The sequence below is a fragment of the Fischerella major NIES-592 genome (assembly GCF_001904645.1).
Lineage (GTDB): Bacteria > Cyanobacteriota > Cyanobacteriia > Cyanobacteriales > Nostocaceae > Fischerella > Fischerella thermalis.
This window is the reverse complement of record NZ_MRCA01000013.1, coordinates 84308-106575: the sequence shown is the minus strand read 5'-3', so window position 1 is coordinate 106575 and position 22268 is coordinate 84308. Positions and strand designations below refer to the sequence as shown.

General features: G+C 40.7%; 20 protein-coding genes and 1 pseudogene. 15 read left to right on the top strand and 6 right to left on the bottom strand.

Translation table 11 applies throughout. The features are described from left to right. The first annotated feature begins 337 nt into the window (after nt 1-337). The 3 genes from NIES592_RS25395 to NIES592_RS19445 all read left to right on the top strand — a co-directional run bounded on the left by NIES592_RS25395 (nt 338) and on the right by NIES592_RS19445 (nt 2250). Nucleotides 338-490, top strand: a complete 153-nt coding sequence (locus NIES592_RS25395; protein ID WP_009458875.1) for a hypothetical protein — start codon at nt 338-340, stop codon at nt 488-490. 321 nt (nt 491-811) lie between these two features. Further along, nucleotides 812-1468, top strand: coding sequence for a sigma-70 family RNA polymerase sigma factor (locus tag NIES592_RS19450; RefSeq protein WP_016871501.1), 657 nt, complete (start codon nt 812-814; stop codon nt 1466-1468). Between the two features lie 164 nt (nt 1469-1632). After that, the gene (locus NIES592_RS19445) at nt 1633-2250 is read left to right on the top strand and encodes an anti-sigma factor family protein (protein ID WP_073556628.1); all 618 of its coding nucleotides are present in this window, start codon (nt 1633-1635) and stop codon (nt 2248-2250) included. 193 nt (nt 2251-2443) lie between these two features. On the opposite strand, the gene NIES592_RS19440 is transcribed toward NIES592_RS19445, so the two are convergent. Beyond that, nucleotides 2444-2866 carry a gamma-glutamylcyclotransferase family protein gene (locus NIES592_RS19440; protein ID WP_073556627.1) on the bottom strand — a complete coding sequence of 141 codons (423 nt, stop codon included), beginning with the start codon at nt 2864-2866 and terminating at the stop codon, nt 2444-2446. 87 nt (nt 2867-2953) lie between these two features. Between NIES592_RS19440 and leuS the strand changes: the two genes are divergently transcribed. The 4 genes and pseudogenes from leuS (at nt 2954) to NIES592_RS19420 (ending at nt 8750) form a co-directional block, all read left to right on the top strand. Beyond that, a complete protein-coding gene (leuS, locus tag NIES592_RS19435; RefSeq protein ID WP_062247947.1) occupies nt 2954-5533 on the top strand; it encodes a leucine--tRNA ligase in 2580 nt (859 codons plus the stop codon). A gap of 586 nt (nt 5534-6119) precedes the next feature. After that, a pseudogene (locus NIES592_RS19430) lies at nt 6120-7183 on the top strand (mevalonate kinase family protein). Next, nucleotides 7164-8051, top strand: a complete 888-nt coding sequence (locus NIES592_RS19425) for a UTP--glucose-1-phosphate uridylyltransferase (RefSeq protein ID WP_073556626.1) — start codon at nt 7164-7166, stop codon at nt 8049-8051. Before NIES592_RS19430 ends, NIES592_RS19425 begins: the two are co-directional and overlap by 20 nt. A 21-nt stretch (nt 8052-8072) precedes the next feature. Further along, nucleotides 8073-8750 (top strand): SAM-dependent methyltransferase, encoded by a 678-nt coding sequence (locus NIES592_RS19420; RefSeq protein WP_073556625.1) that lies wholly within the window; start codon nt 8073-8075, stop codon nt 8748-8750. Nucleotides 8751-8935: 185 nt separating this feature from the next. On the opposite strand, the gene NIES592_RS19415 is transcribed toward NIES592_RS19420, so the two are convergent. Continuing rightward, nucleotides 8936-9364, bottom strand: a complete 429-nt coding sequence (locus tag NIES592_RS19415; protein WP_062247955.1) for a hypothetical protein — start codon at nt 9362-9364, stop codon at nt 8936-8938. Between the two features lie 216 nt (nt 9365-9580). Here NIES592_RS19415 and NIES592_RS19410 point away from each other — a divergent pair, with 216 nt between their 5' ends. The 7 genes from NIES592_RS19410 to NIES592_RS19385 all read left to right on the top strand — a co-directional run bounded on the left by NIES592_RS19410 (nt 9581) and on the right by NIES592_RS19385 (nt 15115). Next, a complete protein-coding gene (locus NIES592_RS19410) occupies nt 9581-9781 on the top strand; it encodes a heavy-metal-associated domain-containing protein (protein WP_073556624.1) in 201 nt (66 codons plus the stop codon). 42 nt (nt 9782-9823) lie between these two features. Continuing rightward, complete coding sequence (locus tag NIES592_RS19405; protein WP_073556623.1) at nt 9824-12082, top strand: heavy metal translocating P-type ATPase; 2259 nt, start codon at nt 9824-9826, stop codon at nt 12080-12082. A 257-nt stretch (nt 12083-12339) separates the two neighbouring features. Further along, nucleotides 12340-12609: a hypothetical protein gene (locus NIES592_RS19400; RefSeq protein ID WP_062247961.1), complete on the top strand. Its 270-nt coding sequence runs from the start codon at nt 12340-12342 to the stop codon at nt 12607-12609. 47 nt (nt 12610-12656) lie between these two features. Then, the gene (locus NIES592_RS19395; protein ID WP_009458899.1) at nt 12657-13070 is read left to right on the top strand and encodes a heavy metal-responsive transcriptional regulator; all 414 of its coding nucleotides are present in this window, start codon (nt 12657-12659) and stop codon (nt 13068-13070) included. Between the two features lie 17 nt (nt 13071-13087). Further along, nucleotides 13088-13255, top strand: coding sequence for a hypothetical protein (locus NIES592_RS25390; protein WP_009458901.1), 168 nt, complete (start codon nt 13088-13090; stop codon nt 13253-13255). 584 nt (nt 13256-13839) lie between these two features. Beyond that, the gene (locus tag NIES592_RS19390; protein ID WP_256678175.1) at nt 13840-14136 is read left to right on the top strand and encodes a hypothetical protein; all 297 of its coding nucleotides are present in this window, start codon (nt 13840-13842) and stop codon (nt 14134-14136) included. A 67-nt stretch (nt 14137-14203) separates the two neighbouring features. Then, the gene (locus NIES592_RS19385; protein WP_073556621.1) at nt 14204-15115 is read left to right on the top strand and encodes an MvdC/MvdD family ATP grasp protein; all 912 of its coding nucleotides are present in this window, start codon (nt 14204-14206) and stop codon (nt 15113-15115) included. A gap of 86 nt (nt 15116-15201) precedes the next feature. On the opposite strand, the gene NIES592_RS19380 is transcribed toward NIES592_RS19385, so the two are convergent. Continuing rightward, nucleotides 15202-17739, bottom strand: coding sequence for a hypothetical protein (locus NIES592_RS19380; RefSeq protein ID WP_073556620.1), 2538 nt, complete (start codon nt 17737-17739; stop codon nt 15202-15204). A gap of 774 nt (nt 17740-18513) precedes the next feature. Between NIES592_RS19380 and NIES592_RS19370 the strand changes: the two genes are divergently transcribed. Further along, a complete protein-coding gene (locus NIES592_RS19370) occupies nt 18514-19347 on the top strand; it encodes a methyltransferase domain-containing protein (protein WP_084552354.1) in 834 nt (277 codons plus the stop codon). A gap of 221 nt (nt 19348-19568) precedes the next feature. Here NIES592_RS19370 and NIES592_RS19365 read toward each other — a convergent pair whose 3' ends face one another. The 3 genes from NIES592_RS19365 to NIES592_RS19355 form a co-directional block, all read right to left on the bottom strand. Further along, nucleotides 19569-20138 (bottom strand): Uma2 family endonuclease, encoded by a 570-nt coding sequence (locus NIES592_RS19365; protein ID WP_073556648.1) that lies wholly within the window; start codon nt 20136-20138, stop codon nt 19569-19571. A gap of 82 nt (nt 20139-20220) precedes the next feature. Continuing rightward, nucleotides 20221-20799, bottom strand: a complete 579-nt coding sequence (locus tag NIES592_RS19360; RefSeq protein ID WP_073556647.1) for an ROK family protein — start codon at nt 20797-20799, stop codon at nt 20221-20223. A 54-nt stretch (nt 20800-20853) separates the two neighbouring features. Further along, the gene (locus NIES592_RS19355) at nt 20854-21600 is read right to left on the bottom strand and encodes a Mut7-C RNAse domain-containing protein (RefSeq protein ID WP_073556619.1); all 747 of its coding nucleotides are present in this window, start codon (nt 21598-21600) and stop codon (nt 20854-20856) included. Nucleotides 21601-22268 lie beyond the last annotated feature (668 nt).

The following is a 22268-nucleotide window of genomic DNA, read 5'->3' as shown; positions in this document are numbered from 1 at the left end:
GATATAAAGGTTATTGACACCTTGCTTGAACTCCTTGCCCATACCATTGATTTTTGGTTTTCATGCGTAAGTCCTAATGTATTTGCAGTTAGTTAATTACTGAAAAACTTTTCAGATTCTCTTGTAAATCAATTACCAAAAATTTACAAACATTTAGCAGTTCCATTATGAATTTGTTCATACTCATGGGCAAACTAGGGCTATACAGATATTGCCATTGCGTAATTTTGCAAAAAATCCGGGTGAGAATTCTAGAGATACTCCCTGGAACCAAATAGGCACAGCAGGCAATCATTTTAATTAAGTGGTGTTCATAGTGTGGTTGGGAGTAAAGATTATGTTAGAAAAACTATTGTTAGCAATAACGATTACGTTTTCCCTCAATTTATTTCTGCAAGTTCATCTACCAGAAGAATCTAACAGTGGTGCTAATTTGCGGCAGTTAAAAGAATCAGCACCTGTTATTTTGGTGAGGTTGCCACAAAAGTAACAGGTAATGGGTAATGGGTAATGGGTATGAATTAAGTTAACAGTTAACTGTTATCAGTTTAATTTGATAACTGAATTAGTTGTCTCCCTTGTCCTCCTTTTCCCCGATACCTGATTTCGTCTATCATAAAAAATTTTTTTTGGCAATAGTAGGTATTCAGTGATGATTGCTGTCACAAAGATACGTAGCGTCACTGTGTCTGACAAAGATGTATCTGCAAAGGTATCCTGTGTTCCAGTCATAAATCCGTCACTCATACTAGGAACTTCCAGCAGATCAGTAGGTCTAATAGATAGGGATGATTTACAGCCAGTACGATCTATGAGCGAATCGATTACTGTATCCTGGTCAACTGTTGATGCGAGACTCCCGGAAGCATCAGTGCAAGTTGACAAACTTTCTAACCACGATTTAATTTTACGCTGTCAGACTGGACTGCGCCCAGATCGTGCTGCATTTGCAGAACTGCTGCGTCGTTATCAATCCCAAGTCGATAGGGTATTGTATCATTTGGCCCCTGATTGGTCTGACAGAGCGGATCTCGCTCAAGAGGTTTGGATTCGGGTCTATCGCAATATTCACCGATTGCAAGAACCATCTAAATTTCGGGGTTGGTTAAGCCGCATTGCTACTAACTTGTTCTACGACGAGTTACGCAAACGCAAGCGAGTTGTCAGTCCTGTCTCGCTGGATGCTCCCCGTTCGGTGGACGACGGCGAAATGGATTGGGAAATCGCAGGAGATACTCCTGGACCTGAGGAAGAACTCACAACTAGGGAGTTTTATGAGCAATTGCGAGATGCGATCGCGGATCTGCCTGAGGTGTTCCGCACGACGATAGTTCTGAGGGAAATTGAGGGTATGGCATACGAAGAAATTGCCGAAATTACAGGAGTTTCCTTAGGAACAGTCAAATCGAGAATAGCCAGGGCTAGAGCCAGGTTGCAATCGCAGTTACAGCCTTATCTTGGTTCCTAGTTTAAAGTTCTACCTTTAGATTAATGGCAGATTTTTATATTTCATTAAGTTTTATTAAGATTTATGGAAACTGCTTCTGCCATCAAGAAAAACAGGAGAAATAATGATCAGCTGGGGCCAAGTTCGCTATGTTTACCCGTGCATGAATTGGTAATAATGTTAAGATGACTACTGATTCTCATTTAAATGACCATTCCCACTTGCAATTAAATATCGATTTGCCAAATGGGGAGGCAGAGCATACCAATGAATCAACGGGTGCTATAGATATGGTGAAGCGCGATCGCTTCGAGCTATTGAGTGCTTATCTTGATGGAGAAGTGACAGCTGCCGAACGTAGGCAAGTAGAAGAACTGCTGGCAAACGATCAGGCAGTGAAGTGTTTATATGCGCGACTTTTGAAGTTGCGCCAGGGCTTACGAACTATGCCCGTACCACAGTCACAGCCAGTAGAAGAAACTGTTGAACGAGTCATATCTCGTTTACATCGTCGCCGTGCGCGTTTAGCCTTGATCTGCGGAGGTACAGCGATCGCTGCGACTCTAATTGGTGCAGTATCTGGGTTATTACCAGGTGGTAAGTTAACCCCCCAACTGGCAAAAAGACCTGCAACAGAACAGGCGCAGCTAGCAAAGCCAGAAAATATTGCTGCTGCACCATTAATTGTTTCTATTAACAGTCCTATCCTGCCAATTCCGAAAGCAGCAGAAACTACTCCACAAGAGCCAGTTAACCTGGATAAGCAGTTACAACCCTTAAGTATAGAGAACGAATATCATTAAGAATTATGAATTATAAATGATGAATTATAAAAAAAAATTATAATTTACGCCTAATGTGAATTACAACTATGGCAACAATTATGTTTTTGTAATCGTAGACGTCTTTGGGGCGTCTACGTCAATCAAAATCAAACTTTGGACAATTGCCAAAAAACCTTGTACTGCTTCTTCAATTCACATTAAACGTAATTTATTAACTAGTCCACCAGCCATCAGCTTGGTAAACACCTCCCAATTTTTCAACCATTTCTGGTGTCATCAAATAAACCCAAACCCGACCAAGGGAAAATCCTTGTAAATTGTATATTTCTATTTGTTGGCGATTATATAAATTTTCCGAAGCAGGTCTAGTGGGGTGGTAATCTTCCAGTTCATCTAGTTCAACTAGAACATCTGGACAATTAAATTCGAGTAAATACCCGTAGACATAATTATCCCCCGATGTCATGGCTGGGTAGCCTTGGGGTAGAGCAAACAGTTTGCCTAGTGCATAAGCTTTAGTCGCATTTACCACTTTGCGATCGCAGTAAATACTATAATTAGCTTCTCCTGGTTTGAGGGTGCCATAAACAAATACCCGTAGCAAATCAGAAGATTTTTCCTTTAATTCAATCATTGCTTATTTCAACCAACCTGTTCGTCTGCTTACCATCATCTAAAATATGGAGGCAGACTATGGTTAAAGTCCAGTAGGAGAGTTTTTGTGGATTCCCGATATAACCCAACCAGCATTGAGGAAAAATGGCAAAAGACATGGAATGAACTTGGCTTAGATAAAATTTCCCCAGACACCAATAAGCCAAAATACTACGCTCTGTCCATGTTCCCCTATCCATCGGGCAGCCTGCACATGGGTCACGTCCGTAATTATACGATTACTGATGTGATTGCCCGCCTCAAGCGAATGCAAGGGTATCGGGTATTACATCCGATGGGTTGGGATGCCTTTGGTTTGCCCGCAGAAAACGCCGCAATTGATCGGGGTGTTCCCCCTTCAAAGTGGACTTATCAAAATATTGACCAGATGCGGCAACAATTGCAACGTCTGGGTTTATCAATTGATTGGGATTGTGAAATTGCCACCTGTTCACCAGACTATTACAAATGGACACAGTGGATTTTCTTGCAGTTTTACCAAGCAGGGTTAGCTTACCAAAAAGAAGCTGCCGTAAATTGGGATCCCATCGATCAAACAGTATTGGCAAACGAACAAGTTGACAGCGAAGGACGTTCCTGGCGTAGTGGGGCGAAAGTTGAACGCAAATTATTGCGACAGTGGTTTTTCAAAATTACTGACTATGCCGAAGAATTGTTAAACGACTTGGAAAAATTACCAGGTTGGCCGGAACGTGTCAAATTAATGCAAGCTAACTGGATCGGCAAATCTACAGGCGCATATTTGGAATTTCCTATTGTGGGTAGTTCCGAAAAAATTGGTGTGTATACTACCCGTCCAGATACAGTTTACGGTGTTAGTTACGTAGTCTTAGCACCAGAACACCCATTGACAAAATTGGTGACAACAGCTGAACAGCAATCAGCAGTAGCAGCGTTTGTCAAGGAAGTCAGTAACCAAAGCGAGTTGGAACGCACTGCTGAAGATAAGCCCAAGCGGGGTATTCCTACAGGTGGTAAAGCAATTAACCCGTTTACAGGGGAAGAAATTCCCATTTGGATTGCTGATTATGTCTTGTACGAGTACGGTACAGGTGCAGTAATGGGTGTACCAGCGCATGATGCACGAGATTTTAAGTTTGCCAAGGAACAGAATTTACCGATCAAAGTGGTAATTATGCCCGAAGGAGGCGATGCATCAGCCCCATTAGAAGCAGCTTACACCGAACCGGGAGTTTTGGTGAATTCTAGTCAATTTGATGGCATGAATTCCACCGATGGCAAAAAAGCAATTGTCGAGTATGCCGAAAAACAAGGCTTTGGCAAAGAACGGGTACAGTATCGCTTGCGGGATTGGTTGATTTCCCGACAACGTTACTGGGGTGCGCCAATCCCCATCATCCACTGTCCCGATTGTGGCGCAGTGCCTGTTCCCGTTCAAGACTTGCCCGTGAAATTACCAGAAGATGTAGAATTTACCGGGCGTGGTGGTTCGCCTTTGGCAAAATTGTCAAGCTGGGTGAATGTACCTTGTCCAAACTGCGGTACACCAGCCAAGCGGGAAACCGACACGATGGATACGTTTATTGATTCATCATGGTATTTCTTGCGGTTTACTGATGCTAAAAACGAACACCAGGTTTTCGATTCTGCTAAAGTTAATGACTTAATGCCTGTGGATCAATATGTAGGTGGGATTGAACACGCGATTTTGCATTTATTGTATTCGCGGTTCTTTACCAAAGTATTACGGGATAGAGGCTTGTTGAACTTTGACGAACCTTTCCAACGCTTGTTAACTCAAGGTATGGTACAGGGTTTGACTTATTTTAATCCCAACAAAGGTGGTAAGGACAAATGGGTTCCCTCCCATCTTGTTGATCCTAACGATCCCCGCGATCCCCAAACAGGCGAACCACTGCAACGCATCTACGCCACTATGTCCAAATCAAAAGGCAATGGTGTAGCGCCGGAAGATGTGATTAATAAATACGGTGTTGATACCGCCCGGATGTTCATTTTGTTCAAAGCACCGCCAGAAAAAGACTTGGAGTGGGATGAAGCAGATGTAGAAGGGCAATTCCGTTTCTTAAATCGAGTTTGGCGCTTGGTAACAGAGTTTGCTGAGAATCAGTCATCACCAAAAATAGATCAATCCAAAATCCAAAATCCAAAATCCAAAATCGAAAAAGACTTGCGACGGGCAATTCACACCGCAATCAAAGAAGTCAGTGAAGACGTAGAGGACGAGTATCAATTCAACACCGCTATTTCAGAATTGATGAAGCTGAGTAATGCTCTCACTGATGCTAATTGTAAAGACTCACCAGTATACGCAGAAGGTATTGAGACTTTAGTTGTCCTGCTGGCACCTTTTGCACCCCACATCGCCGATGAGTTATGGCATTTATTGGGTAACACCAACTCAGTTCATACCCAAACCTGGCCTCAGTATGATTCCGCAGCATTGGTTGCCGATGAAATTAACTTAGTGATTCAGATTATGGGTAAAACTCGCGGTGCGATTCCAGTTCCTGCACAAGCAGACAAAGCAGAGTTGGAAAAGTATGCGCTGGAATCGGAAGTTGGTAAGCGCTACCTCGAAGGCAAAGAAATTAAAAAGGTGATTGTAGTACCTGGTAAGTTAATTAATTTTGTTCTTAGTTGATAGTTGGTGGTTGTTTGGAAAAATCGATATAGGGCTTTCTCGTATTGGTGAAGTACAGCTTAATCGGTGTGTATCTGTGTACCCTGCGGGAAGCCGCTTGCGCGTCTACATCTGTGTTCGTTTTTGATCTTGTATTGCATCCAATCCAAAACTGCTATACCTAACAACCAACAACCAACAACCAACAATTTATGATACGTAAAAGCGCTTGAGTAACTTTGCGAACTCAAGCGCCTTTTATATTATTTTTATACCAAATCACTTGTTTGATGCAACATTTGATATTCGCAATAACCTTGAATTTAGGGGGTATTACGAAAATAACTTGTGGCAAACGTATGGTGAAGTGGTATCACTCCTTGCACAAAATTAAGAATATCTTTTCTGGTATAAAACGCGGTCTTGGGTAAGTGACAGTTTATAAACTGACACTAGTATAACTAAGCAGCAAATGATTGCAAATTAAGCCAAATGTATGGCATTACCCCGCTTGACCCGTAGCACAATATGGTATAAGAACATGCTCGTAACCATATTCAATTGTTACAAAAAGTGTGAGCTTTCGTGAGTAAGATCCAAGACCGATATGAAAATTTTTGTACCAGGACGCCTGTGTATATTTGGTGAACATAGTGATTGGGCGGGAGGATACCGACATCTCAATCCTAAACTAGAAATAGGCTACACATTGTTGGTAGGTACGAATCAGGGGCTGTATGCACAAGTGAAACCCCATCCCAATCAATTAGTTCTTAATACCTCCCTTGGTGATGGAACTCGTAAATCCCTAACTCTACCGATGGAAGCACAGGCTTTGCTAGTAGAGGCTAGAAAGGGTAGATTTTTTAGTTATGCTGCTGGTGTTGCTTATCAATTTTTAGTAGGGGCGCATAACTATGTTGGGGGAATAGAAATTCACAATTACTTGACTGATTTACCGATTCAAAAAGGGCTGTCATCAAGTGCAGCTATTTGTGTGTTAGTGGCGAGGGCTTTTAATCTGGTATATGACTTAAAGATGTCCATCCAAGAAGAGATGGAGTTTGCCTATCTCGGAGAGATTACTACACCTTCTCGTTGCGGGCGGATGGATCAAGCTTGTGCTTACGGTAATCGTCTCATTGCTATGATCTTTGATGGTACACATACAGACATCATCGAACTTAGTGTTCCCAAGGATTTGTTTTTTGTCGTAGTGGATCTTGGTGCTAGCAAAAATACTCAAGTAATTCTTAGCAAACTTAATCAGTGTTATCCTTTCGCCACGAATACAGTGCAAGCGAATGTACAAAAATATCTGGGTTCTATCAGCTATCAAATTACTCAAGCCGCCATTGACGCCTTACAAACAGGTGATGCAGAACAAATTGGTACTTTGATGAGAGACATGCACAGATAGAATTTGACAAGCATTTGATCCCGGCTTGTCCTGAGGAGTTAACAGCCCCTATCTTACATCAATTACTGAATTATACACCGATTCAACCTTATATTTTGGGTGGAAAAGGTGTTGGTTCCCAAGGTGATGGCACAGCACAATTTATTGTGCAAGGCAAAGAAAATCAACAAAAAGTAATCGAAATCATTGAAAGAGATTTCCCACAGATGCAATGTTTAAAACTAACTATTTATGCCGAAAAATCAAATTAAAAAAGCCCTAATACCTGCTGCTGGGTTTGGTACTCGCTTATTCCCTGCTACCAAAGTTGTGAAAAAAGAACTTTTCCCAATTATTGATCAAGATGGCAGGGTCAAACCTGTAATTCAGTTAATAGTTGAAGAAGCAATTAGTGCTGGCATCGAAGAAATTGGTATTATTGTCCAACCGGAAGATAAAAGAATTTTTATCGATTTATTTAAATACCCACCCAAAGCTGAACTTTTTGAAAAGCTATCACCAGAAAACCAAAAACATAGTAAACACATTGTAGATTTAGGTGACAAAATCAAATTTCTGTCACAAAAAGAACAAGCAGGCTATGGACACGCTGTATATTGTGCTAAAGAATGGGTAGATAATCAACCATTTTTACTGATGTTAGGCGACCATATTTATGCATCTGATATCAAAAAATCTTGTGCGCGGCAAGTATTAGAGGTTTATGCACAGCAAAATAAAAGTGTTGTTGGTTTAACAAAAATACCAGCAGAAATTATTCATAAAGCTGGTTGTGTCACAGGAGTTTGGCAAAAACATAATTCTATTCTTTCGTTGACACAAGTCTACGAAAAGCCAACTGTTGAATATGCACGTCAGCATTTGCGTGTTGAAGGAATAGCAGAAAATGAATTTTTATCTATTTTTGGCTTGTATGCACTGACGCCAATGATTTTTGATTTTCTCGAAGAGAATATTAATAATAACTTTCGAGAACGTGGCGAATTTCAATTAACAACCTGTCTAGAAAATGTACGTCAAGCAGAGGGAATGGTGGGGTATATGGTGCAGGGAAAAAGTTTTGATATTGGAATGCCTGATGCTTATTTACAAACGCTAATTGATTTTAGAAATAGGTAATAATACAAGTGGTAATCAACAATGGCAATGAAGTTAGAAAAAGTTGTTCCCTTCGGGCGATCGCTTGATGAATACGTGCAAATGTTCCATCTGACTAAATCAGATTTGCGCAAGCGAATTTTGGGGGTTGGCGATGGCCCGGCTAGCTTCAATGCAGAAGCTACAAAAATTGGTGTACAAGTCACTTCGATTGATCCAATATATCAATTTAGTGGTGATGAAATCCTGAAAAGATTTAATGAAATTGTTGATAATATCATTGACCAAGTGAAAGCAAGTCCTGATGACTGGACTTGGTCTTATCACACATCACCTGAAAATTTAAGATGGAATCGAGTCCAAACAATCAATAAGTTTATCAGTGATTATGAGCAGGGAAAACAGGAAAAAAGATATCAAATAGGTGAACTACCAAAACTGAATTTTCAAGATAAAGAATATGATCTAGCTTTATGTTCACATTTTCTCTTTTTGTATTCAGATCACCATGATTACCAATTCCACTTTGATGGCATTAAGGAGATGCTGAGAGTGAGTCAAGAAGTACGGATTTTTCCTCTGCTGACTCTGATGTTGCAACGTTCGCCCTATCTCGATCGCATCACCCAAGAGTTACAAGAACTAGGATATACAGTTGCAATTGTCAAAGTAAAATACGAACTACAAAAAGGTGGCAATGAAATGTTATGGATTCGGTAAATACAAAAGATCGGCAAAAAGATTGAATGCGATCGCACAGTCCCAACAGTGTTTATTGGCTGACTATTTACCCCTCCACAATTTTCCCGACTTTGGCAATAAGTCGCCAAAAACCGCAGCTATTGTGCCTGATGCGGTTTATGAATGTATTATTTGCGGATAAAGCGCTTAATATCGATCAACTATTAATTCACAACGTTACAAATACCGTTTATACGCTGCTTTAATAAAGATTTTAAAGCTGCTTCTTGAGACTTCAACTTCACAATTGTTGGTTGTTCTTCCACAAACACAAGTCTCTTCTTGGCTAGCTCAACTTGCACTGTTTGCAAATCTGCCAAAATATCATGCACACCAGATATCTTACCACCAGCAGCAGCATCCTGCGCTTCCACCTCACCGCGATTGAATTTGCGGCATAATTTTGCCTGTAATTTTAACTGTTGAATGTTTGCTTTGGAGTCACTTTCCTGCTTAGCAATAGCAAAACCAGCTGCATAACTAGCTATTCCTACAGAAACTACAACTACTGCTGATCCTACCAACCGACGCAGCCTGAGAACCGATCCGGAATTTTGAATACTTCTCTGTTCAGAATCGCCCTTAGTTTCCATAAATTTGACTAACTCACATAGCTCAATTTTGGAGACAGAATATTTCCAAAATAAGTTCCAATTAACTCAAAGCTGCTTCTAATACTTGTATTGTCCCACTATTGGCATCTATTTTCGCTACCCACAGGCAAGATAAATTTTTGCTCACTACCCCTTGACTCTCCAGTAAGGTGGAGATTTCACAATGAGATTAGTTGATTAGATAGAGTGCATCAGATGAAACTTCACCTCAAAGTTCCTAACATGGCTTGTTCTGCCTGTGTCGAAAGCATTACAAAAGCGGTGAAAACTGTTGATCCAGCTGCTATTGTTCAGGCTGATACCAAAACTAAGCTTGTCCAGATCGAAACTCAAGCAGCAGAAGTTGCCATCACAGAAGCAATTACAGCCGCAGGTTATACCGTTACTGGTGACTAAATTCTTTAAAAAGCAGTTCAGTAAATTGTTAGGAGGTGTTGAATGGAAAACACGAATCTGAAACTGCGTGGTATGAGTTGTGCCTCTTGCGCTAAAACAATTGAAGATACGATTCGCTCCGTTGATGGTGTGAATCAGTGTAGCGTTAACTTTGGGGCAGAGCAAGCCACTGTTACCTACGACAAGAGAAAAACTAACCCAAAAGCAATTTGCGATGCGGTAGATGCGGTGGGATACTCTGCGATGCCCATGCAAGACGAAGACTTGTTTACCACAGATGATATAGAACAGCAGACATGCCAAGCGGAAAATCGATCATTAGTCAGAAAAGTTTGGGTTGGCGGTATGATCAGCGCCATTCTAGTCATTGGTTCGCTACCGATGATGACGGGGTTGTCCATTCCCTTGATTCCCATGTGGTTGCACAATCCTTGGTTACAGCTTGTGCTGGCGACTCCAGTTTTGTTTTGGTGTGGTGCATCTTTCTTTATCAATGCTTGGAAAGCCCTGAAACGTCACGTGGCAACAATGGATACCTTGGTGGCGATTGGTATAAGTGCTGCTTATCTTTATTCCCTCTTCCCCACCTTTTTGCCTGGGTTCTTTACTAACCAGGGATTACCAGCTGATGTGTACTACGAAGCGGCTGTAGTCATCATTACTCTGATTTTGCTGGGACGACTGCTGGAAAATCGTGCCAAAGGACAAACTTCTGAAGCAATTCGTAAGCTTGTAGGCTTGCAAGCAAAGACTGCTCGTGTGATCCGTGATGGCACAGAAGTTGACATTCCGATTGCCCAAGTGATTGAAGGTGATGTGATTCTGGTGCGTCCGGGTGAAAAGATACCAGTGGATGGCGAGATTATCGATGGTTTCTCAACTATTGATGAGGCAATGGTCACGGGTGAAAGTGTACCTGTGAAGAAACACCCAGGTGATGAAGTGATTGGAGCCACGATCAACAAAACTGGTAGCTTCAAATTCCGAGCCACACGAGTGGGTAAAGATACATTTTTGGCGCAGATTGTCAAGCTAGTGCAGCAAGCGCAAGGGTCGAAAGCACCGATTCAAAAGCTAGCCGACCAAGTTACTGGATGGTTTGTACCTGCCGTAATTGCCATTGCGATCGCCACTTTCATTATCTGGTACAACATCATGGGCAATGTGACGATGGCACTAATTACGACTGTCGGAGTCCTAATCATTGCATGTCCCTGTGCCTTAGGGCTAGCAACCCCAACTTCCATTATGGTCGGTACAGGTAAGGGTGCAGAAAATGGCATCCTGATCAAAGGGGCAGAAAGTCTGGAACTCGCCCACAAGCTCAAGACTGTTGTTCTCGATAAAACAGGTACAATTACGCAAGGTAAGCCGACTGTCACCGATTTTGTAACCGTCAACGGTACAGCCAATAACAATGAGTTAAATCTTCTGCGCCTTGCAGCATCTGTCGAACGCAATTCCGAACATCCTTTGGCTGAAGCTGTTGTCAATTATGCTCAATCTCAAGGTGTAGAGTTGACAGATGCACAGGAGTTTGAAGCGATCGCTGGTAGTGGTGTGCAAGGGTACGTGTCAAATCAATGGGTACAAATTGGCACTCAGCGTTGGATGAATGAGCTAGGCATTGAGACAAATGCATTGCAGGAACATTGGGATCGCTTGGAGTATCTCGGTAAGACAGTGATCTGGATTGCTGTAAATAACAAAATCCAAGGGATAATGGGTATTGCTGATGCAGTGAAACCATCTTCTGTAAACGCAATTCGGGCATTGCAAAAAATGGGATTGGAAGTAGTGATGTTGACCGGAGACAATCGCCGCACTGCCGAAGTCATTGCCCGAGAAGTGGGCATCAAGCGAGTCTTGGCGGAAGTTCGCCCGGATCAAAAAGCGGAGACTGTCGAGCAAATTCAGTCGGAAGGCAAAATAGTGGCAATGGTCGGAGATGGCATTAATGATGCCCCGGCGCTAGCTCAAGCCGATGTCGGAATAGCAATTGGCACAGGTACAGATGTAGCGATCGCAGCTAGTGATATCACCCTGATCTCTGGAGATTTACAAGGTATTGTCACTACCATTCAACTTTCTCGTGCCACGATTTGCAATATTCGTCAGAATCTCTTTTTTGCTTTTATTTATAACGTCGCTGGTATTCCAATTGCAGCAGGAATTCTTTTCCCCTTCTTCGGTTGGTTGCTTAGCCCAATTATTGCAGGTGCAGCAATGGCGTTTAGTTCCGTATCAGTAGTCACGAATGCACTGCGTTTGCGTAATTTCCGAGCAAAAACAATTAGTTGATAAGTCATAAGGCGTTACTGAATCTGGTCATGAATTATGTTTGTATACATTTTTGTAGAGACGTAGCATTGNTACGTCTCTACATATCCGTGAATTGTAAATTCATATCTTGATTCAGCAATGCCAGTCATAAGGAGTAGTAACGATGCTTAAGAAAGTAATATTTTTTGCAACCCTGACAGGATTTGGATTTCTACTTGCAGCTATTTCCGGCGCGTTAGCGTAGTTTGCGATTGACCAACGGAGATGTTTAAATAATGAACAAAATAGCAATTATTGGCAGTGTTGCAAGTTTGGGATTGGTGTTTGGAGTTACTTCTAACAAAACAGTTGCACAAATGTCCCACGAACAGATGCAACCATCTCAAACGAAACAAACCAGTCAGTTCCGTCGTATTGAACAACCCTTATGGGCAAAAGCAGCTGTTACAGTTGGCGGATTAGGATTGATCGGACTGGAGTTATGGTGGTTTCTGCTGAGTAAGCCAAAATCGCAAAAAGCACGATCAAAGCAGGGTGTTCAGTAGGTAACAATTACCATTGATGGTGGGTATAATACAAGTAGGAGTTAATTATGTTAGCCCAAGAAACACTGAAGCAAATCGGTTTAGTTGCTAAAGAAAGTGGCATTCCGATCAAAACAATTCGTTACTACGAAGAACTGGGGTTGCTCAAGGCTTCGGATCGGACTGAAGGTGGATTTCGGTTATTTAATTCAAATGTTTTTGCCCGCCTCAGCTTTATTAAGCGCGCTCAGAGCCTTGGATTGAGCTTGTTAGAGATTAAAGAGTTGCTGGATGTGCATGACCAAGGGGACTTGCCCTGCGACCACATTAAAGCAAAACTGAATGATAAAATTGCTGCGATCGCATACCAAATCGAACAGCTACAAGTGTTGAAGTTGGAGTTAGAAGGGCTGCTTTCAGGCTGGGAATCGGTTTCTGAAATACCTGAAAATACCATCTGTCCGATTATCGATCCGACTTAGAAAATCAATTTTGTGCAGTGCATGACGGTAAAGCACTAGATCAAGATAAACAACCTGAGTTAACACAACAACGCCTCAGAATTTGGGTTGCTCTGTTGACACAGGAATTTGCACGTTCTGGAGGTAAGTTTCATGAAGCTCTTGATGAGTGCGATCGCTGCTACCACAAGGCAATAGAGAAATAATTATTGTGTAGGTACTTAAGAATCAGCGATCCAAAGGTCTGCTTCGCCTGTTAAATATCTTTTGCTTCAATGATACCGACAGTCCTAATTAATCTTACGGTATCGGTCGCTTGTAAAGGTCGTGGCTTGAGTACGGAATTTGAATCTAGTTTAGATTGGGTAGTAAAAGGTTGTATTTGAGCGAATAATGCAGATATTTCTGTGGTTTTTTAACATTTTTGACGCTTGATGCTCTTTGAAAATTTATGGTATCATTTATGACTTGTATCCAATGCTAGGAAAAACATGAAGGTAAAAAGTAAAAGTAAAAAAACTTGCCGTTACTTTTACCTTTTACCTTTTACTTTTGGCTATAGTAATTTGATTTGATTAACGAATTTACGCGTGGCGACGGGCAATAGGCACTCTTGCAATAGGAAAGAAGACTCTTCGAGGTGTACCTAGCTTGCTTGAGAGTCCTCTGTAATTATTCAGAAATCAAGACATTCTTCTTTGTATCTTCAATTAGTAATACTTGATTTCAGATCACACTTATGCATTATTACGTTCACCCGTTTCAACTTGAACTCCATAAATTGGAAAATATGATTGTGCATGTTCAACATGTCAATAACCGGGAAGTAAAGAAAATTGCTGACTCTGGATTATTCACTTCCCAGGCCATTGGTGAAGAAGGAGGTGATACAGTCACCACCCAAGCTATTGGCGAGGAAGGAGGTGATACAGTCACCACCAAAGCTGTTGGTGAAGAAGGAGGTGATACAGTCACCACCAAAGCTATTGGCGAGGAAGGAGGTGATACAGTCACCACCCAAGCTATTGGCGAGGAAGGAGGTGATACAGTCACCACCCAAGCTATTGGGGAAGAAGGGGGTTTCTAGAACAGAGTACATGATTTAGTGAGCGTTTTACGCTCACTACGAACTAAAACTATTTAATACGACCACTATGAATATTTTAATTTTGGGTAATTCTTCAGATGCTCATGCTGTGCATATGAAGAATGTTTTGACACAGGCAGGAGTAACTGTAGATTATTTAGATACTCGGATGTTTCCCAGTCAACTAAAAATATCTTGGGAACCAAATTCTGTTTTCAGTTCTCTCAAGTTATCTCCAGAACATCAATTAGATTTTCAAGATATTCACAGTGTTTATTGGCGTAGCTTGGGTAGCGTTGGTATTCCTTCTCTAGAAGATTCCCATCAACAGAACATCGCCTTCAATGATTCTATGAGTGTGCTGCGAACATTATTCAAAGCATGTCCAGCGCGTTGGGTGAACTCTTGGGAAGCGTATCAATTTCATAAGGAAAAACCCCTACAACTCCGCCAAGTTCATCTTTTAGGTGTCAAAATTCCCCAAACCCTGATTACCAATGATCCACAAGAAGTAATCAGGTTTGCTAAATCTTACAAAAAAGCCATTTTCAAGCCTGTATACGGTGGCGCTCATACTCAAACTTTAGCTGAATCTCTGTTAGAACCGAAGCGACTAAATTTAGCTTTGAGTGTTGCTCCTGTTACCTTACAAGAGTATATCCCTGGAACTAACGTTCGCAGTTATGTAATTGGTGATTCTGTTTATGCAGCGGAGATTCGCAGTCATGATTTAGACTTTCGCACAGATATAGAAGCGGAATTAATTCCGGTGGAATTGCCAAAACAAATTCAACAGCAGTGTAAAGACATTGCCAAAGCATTATATCTAGAATGGACAGCGATCGATTGGCGGCAAAATCCTGCGGGTGAGTATGTTTTTTTAGAAGCCAATCCTAGTCCGATGTTTCTCCATTTTGAAAGACAGACAGGTTTTCCAATTACTGAGAAGTTAGTAGAGTTGTTAATGGTGAGATCGTAGTCAATGACTTTGATGTGATCGCCCGGCTTCTACAATAATACGAACTGTGGCATGTATGTACCTATTCACCTACGCCGTGGAGCAGTTCATGTAACTTGACAAAGCCAAGATCCGCTTTCAATACGCTCGGCGATCGGGTGTTTTGTTGTTGCTTCAGGCTTAGTATCAAGATGCCATCCTTGCCAAATTTGAGCAGCGAGTTCGGAAAATTCAGCCCGCACTTGAAACCAAGTAGGATTATCTTCTCTACTCCATAGACTACATAGCAAATCTAAAACTTTCTCGGAGGTGTTGTTACTCATCGGATTCAGTTTGTTTTTGTTTGATTCAGTTAAGTAGTGATCTTCTGACTTGAAGACCCTGCTAAGTCCCTCCTTAGTGCTGAAGTTACCAAGCTTCTTTGAGCATCTCGAAATATTGAAGAGTGCATCACAAATCCGACGATTCAAGCCCAAATATACAGCTCCCTTAAGTGCCTCTAAAAAATACTCTAAAGCTTTGGTAGCGTCATCTTGAATAAAGAGCAAATATTCTCCATCAAGCAAATAAATTTCTGAAAGGACAGCTTGGCAAAAATTTTGACTATGACCAGCTGTTAAATCAGTTTTAGCAAGTTTATCAGCCAACTTGGATGCCTGTCTTGGCAAATTCCCATCTCCAAGTCTGACCCAGGCTCGTCCTGTAAAAGCTAGCCATCGAGACGCTCGCTGAGCTAAACCAATACGTAATGCGTAGTGGGCTGCTCGGAGAAAATATTCTGCGGCTTTAGTGAGTGTACTTTTGTCATCACTAAGGTAAAACTCTATCCGCGCCACATTGCCATAAATTTCAGACAAGGCTAAATAAACATCCCAACCGGGATCTTCGTAGCAAGATCCTGGTTTAATTGCACCTCTAATTTTACTGTCCCATGCTTCCAATCCCAGCCACTTGCTCCTTTTGCTCTGGGAAAATAAATCTAGATCATGCCCACAGGAAAGCTTATACAAGTAGACTTCTGACTGAATTAGAGCGAGTATGGGAACAAGCTCTTGTTTTACTTTCTGATCTTCCTCAAGGACTTGGTTAATTTCTTCAATGATCAGTTGTGCGTTACTAATGTTACCTTGAAAATTTGACAGTCTTAGCTCTAAGCGTCTTGCGAGAAAATAGCAGCGATAGAAGTTGAGTCGATACGAAAAATAAATATTCTCCTTGGGAATTTTCTTCAATTCATCCCTGGCTGTATCAGCAATTTTCTTAATTTCAGCAGGCTGACACTCCTGATCAAGAAACTGAAATTTTTGAAAAGCTCTCCTTGCTCTAGTTAATCGTTTCCTCAACTCAGAGAGAGCTTTGCATGCTGAACCGTAGATTTCTATATCAAGTTTCCCACTTGTGTTCTGATCTACCAACCATTGCTTGGCAGCGTAAATAATCGCTTGCAGCATAGTGATAATTGAGTCTCGATCTACCCAAATTCCCTGATACTGTTGCTTATTTCCGAGAATTACCGTTGTTTCAACTAGGGAATCAATTGTGCTGTCTAGGGTTTTTGTTGATGTGCTGACGTTAGCTATATCCTCTGTCAAACCCATGTGTAGGCTACAAGCACCAATAGCATTCTCTACGATTGTGTTGCCAGAAGTATACATCCATTCAATTGGCTCTGAGGATTTACCATCATGACTAAAACTACAAGTCACTATCGCCATAATCACTGGAGTAAGCGAATCAAGGGATTTTGCCTGTAGTTGCATTGTTGAGCATAAACCTGGAGTATTCAGATCACACTCTGCCTGATGACCTATCTGTACGAATCGATGGTATAAATCGCTATATTCCTCTTCTGCATTGATATATCGAGATAAAGTTTGGAATTCTAGCTTTTGAACTCTAATCCGCAGGTTAGCCACATCTTTAGGCATTTGCTCCTTGATGATAATACTCAAAAAAAGCGCGATCGCCTCTTGTCGGGTAAACTTTGTCTTTCCTCCGGCTTTGAGTTTTTTCCAGGTTCGCTGTAGCTTGTCAATTACTTCCAGCCTCAGTTTTAAGCCCAAAGTTGGGTAAGATGTGCGTAACTCCTCAATCAAATGCCCTAGAGAATCATCATTTCCATACTCAGAATACTCAACAGAAGACTTTTTACTTGCAATGGCTATTTTATTAGTTGCGATCGCCAAGAACTCTTGAGTTGTGGATAGTAAATCTTCAAAATCCAAAAACTCGAGCAATGCAACTACTTGAGCAACTTGAAAAAACCTTTCTGAAGTCACGCGAATAATTTTGGTTTTTTCTGGTAAAAAGCCGGCTGACTCCAGTAACTCGTCCACTCCAATATCTTTCAATAACCTTCGTAGTTCCTTGGAATTTGGTTCGACTTGTTCTGTTATTTTTTCAACCTCTGTTTTTGATTTCCTCTTAGATGCCTTACCATTTTGCAGACTTTCGCATAGTCTGATCAAACCTTCACGGTCAACCGGCAACCGTTGCTTCTTGTCCTTATTCAAAAAATTAATCACAACTGGTCGGCTAACACCCATTCCCTCTGAGAGTTCCACCTGCGTTGCTCCCAATTTATTTTGGAAGAAGTGGAGCATCTCCCTTAGTGCTTCTTGATCTCCAATACTTTCTTTACTCATATTCTTGAACTCTATAAATTCGTTTATTTGTAAACTATATTTACATTAAAATATCTAAATCTAGATTTTTTGTATTCAAATATACTTATTTTTGCAATAATATTATTTTTAAATTGACAAGTATATAATTTTTACATTTTTAGGTGAAAACAGGAGATTTTGTAATTTATGATACAAAATATTTGTTGATTATAAATTTATTATTTACTTGTATACAAGCTTAACAGTAATTTTAAAGATTATGCTTCCCACAGCAGTAGAGGAAATCCTCTATTACTGCAAACAAAGGATAGCTAGATTTCAGAAATTTAAGGATACTGGACTTATAGAAATCCGATGTTGCCCACATAGAGGTCAGTACAAAGTCGAGTGCCGCTGCGGAGAGTTGGAATATTTCCCAATTACGCCAGAAGACTTGGCTGTTTGGAATCCACCTCCGCTACCCAAACAATGGGAAAAGCTGGAAACCTTGGAACATGTTTTGGTCACACTCAATAGCGCACTATTTGAGACTTTTTGTCAATGGCAAGGCTATGCGACTATTATAATTTTCTATCGCGCATATGACGATCGATACGGATTCCAGTTTATACCATCAGTGATTTACGGAATTAAGCCTTGTTAACTAGAGGTGATGACATCAAGCTCCACCTTATGAATTTTTGGACTGAATCTTGCTTGGTGTAAGAGTGGTTCCGAATAATCCAAATAAATTGTTGCTGACAGCTCATCGCTGAGAATAACCACGACAATAGCAGTATAAGAAAAACGGTTGTGACTTACCCTACAGAACTCGAAATCAAGATGTATGAAATCTATGATGCAAGCTACCAAGTTTTCCTGGAAAACTGGGAGGTAAATCGTCAGGTAGCCCTCGATTTCATGCAACAATACCTAAAACCGCAGCCCCCACAAGTAGCAGTGTTAAGTGTAGGGGCTGGACCCGGTGATTTTGATGTACAAGTAATACGTACTCTCAAGCAGCAATTAGCAAAAGAATTAACGCTTCGTTACGTGGCTGTTGAGCCAAATCATCTACACCGACAGCGCTATGAGCAAAAAATCAATGTGCCAGAATTTGCTGATGTTGACTTGAAGCTTTACTCGGAAAAAATCGACCAGTTTCAGACAGATGAACAGTTCGATATCATTCATTATACCCATTCTATGTATCACATGCCTGGTCAAGAGAAATGGCTTGTGCAACAGGCAATCGAGATGCTTAAAAACAATGGCTTTTTGATCATCACTCTTGATACTATCGACGCGGTGATATTTGACACCATCTTCAAGTATGCTGCTCTCACAGGACAAGGCTTTACAGAAATGCTACAAATGCAAGAAATGCAGGCGATAGTTGAAGGGCTTGGGTTATCGTATACATTAGAAAGCTATCCAGAATATATCGATGTTAAACTTTGTTTTGAAGAAAATTCCCCGGCAGGAAAATTACTGATGGATTTCTTCTGTCAAGCTGACTCAGGTCAACTTTCACCTGAACAACGCCAAGAAATTTTACAGATATTAGCATCCAAAGTGATTGAACAGGACGGACGTAAACTAGTACCTGTGCCTGCGGCGACGATGGTTATTCCTAAGCAGGGGTAAAAGTCGCAGTGTGATGTAGAAATTGACAGATAAACTGTTGGTGCGATCGCTTTACAAATGGGCTTTAAAAGTTCTGCAAAAGACAAGTTAACAATCAACCATGCCAGCATACCATTACCCCTGCCGTATCTGGATACTAAAATGTCCATCTTCTACCATTTTGGATTTGGGATTTTAGATCTTGGAGTGTAAAACTTTGATTGTGACATGTAATGTCCACCCTAAATACTTAAAACATCTTCGTAAATATCCGCCATTGTCAAGCTTAAGCCAACAGAATCTAAACTTAATTCATTCTCTTTGCCTAAAATTTCCAGTAACAAATGTCCTTGAGAATCTTTACGATAAACTTCTACTTTTATATCATCTTGGGAAACTAATACATATTCCCGTAAACTTTCTAATTCTTGGTAATTAACAAGTTTTTCTGGCTTGTCCGTGACTTCTGTACTTGGTGATAGCACCTCTATAATTAGGCAAGGATAATTTAAAAAATAGCGGTCTTGATCTTGGGAATCGCAAGAAACAACCACATCAGGATAATAAAATATATTGTTATTTTGGTTTGCTAATTCTATCCTGACTTTCATATCAGCCATAAACACACTACAGGAACCACCTCGCAAATGTGAACGTAGTCTACTGGCAATATTTAGTGTAATTGTATTATGTTCCTTGCTACCGCCAGACATAGCAAAGATTTGACCACCAAGATACTCATGGCGAACCTCACTATATTGTTCTAATTGGAGGTATTCATCAATAGTTAGGTAGGTTAATGGTAAAGACATGGTTTTAGTGAAAAATTTAGAGTCTGGCGGTGCGTTAGGCTGAAAGTCGTAACGCACCCTACTAGCTAACAGGAATTGTAGACTATCTTCCTTGACTTGCTTCTACAGTATCTAAAGCTAGGGCCACTGCACCCCACAATGGTGCATCGTCACCCAACCCTGCTGGGACAACCTCAAAATTAATCTCTGGTAAAGCCGTCTGTTGCGCCACCTGACGAATCACCTGCCAATATCCTTCCCCCGCCTTCGTCACACTCTCACCTAAAACAAACCTCTGCGGATTCATCAAATTTGCCACATTGCCAATACCCACACCCAACGCCGCCACATTAGCATCGTTGTCAACACCAACAGCTACACCATATTCCTCCGCCAACAACTGTCGCAAAGGTATATTTTCCCAACCAGGGACATGATGTGACAACCTGACTGTACCTGTATTGGCATCCACAGGCCCACCAAAACTAACACCTATCGCCGTTGGTTTTTCTCCTTGTAACAGAGAATGAATCAGCGATCGCATAATCTCCAAATCAGTGCTAACATCAGCATTGACTGGTGACAAACGACGCTCGTAACCCAACCACTCTTGAGAACCAGCATGTGCGATCGCTGCTGCTAGCTTAGTGCCACCAAAATCAAGTGCTAAAATTATACTCACGTTTTTTTGTTTGTTGTTTGTTGGTTGTTGATTGTTCCAAACAACAATCAACTATTAACCATTTATATCAAGTACACCATCAATAAATTTTTGTAATCGTTCATAATGTGAGCCTTTCCAATATATTTGAGCGCAGTTCTGACAGCGATGAAATTCATCAGTGTACAACACCACAGTATCTGGTAACTGATCAATAACAGCTTGCTTATCCACAGATTGTAAGACCCCATTGCAACGCAGACATCGTTTAAAAGGCGATGCTAATTCAAACAAATTAAAACGTCGTAATACTTCAACAATTTGTTTTTGTGGGTCAGTATTCCTGACATAATAACCATAAGTAACTGCACCTCGCATCAAAAGACCTTTGTCGCGTGTTAACAGAATGCGGTTTTGAGAGCTAGAGATTGCTGCTAATTCGGGATCATCATAATCATTTTGGTATAACGTATCAAAGCCTAATAGTCGCAAAGATGATGCCAATTTGCCAAGATGAATATCCAACACGAAGCGGATGACATTTAGCGGCTTTGGTCGTACCCGTCTCAAAATAGGAGTTTCTGCTACTGTGGAAACAGGATAGACATTGATCGTGTCTCCATCTTGAACAATGTAAGAAAAATCAACCGATTCTCCGTTCACTTCAATACAATCAACTTCAGGATGGGGAACACCCAAAGCTTCTATCATGTCCTTGATGGATGCTCTTTCTCCAAAAAAATGCTCTATTCTCACCTGCCTTTTGTCAGGTGGCAGAAAATCATTCAATTCTGCGTAAAATTGGAAGGTTGCCCTAGCCATAGCAACAAATCATTTTATTTTTCTATGTACACCATAGTAACTTCTATGGACAAAAACAGGCGATCGCCCTAGAGACTAAATCATCTTATTGCTAGAATATCGCCACTTTCATGGCAATTAACACAATTTATCTGAAATCCTACTAAAAAACAGTTGATTTTTATTTATGTCCATCTGGTTGCTTATGTATTGATAATTTTTATCTTTTAGATTAGGATGTGCAAGCATAAATGATATTAGCCTCTTCTACCCTTAAACCCATGTTAATCTTGATTTAACAAAGCCTTAGCACTATCTAAAACATAGACAAAGCCATATGTATTAAAAAATACTTGCAACCAAGATTAACATAAGTTAAATTTGAGGCAGATGCTTGTTTGTACATATAAATCAAGTTATTAACAGGAGGTGGAGAAGCATCACATATTGATTGAATCAGACTAAAGTGTTGAGTAAAAATACTTTTTGTGGCTGTGTTTTAATCAATAAGTAATTGTTAAGATCTTTAGTAGCCTTAAAATATATGAGTTCAAGTTAAAAACATTAACTTTGGCTCTGTTTTTTGTGCTTTTTATTTTTTGGAATTTTGTTGATAAAAATTTGCAAGATGAAACAATTTCAATATATATTTGAATTAGATATTGGGGAAATTTTCTTAACCAATAACT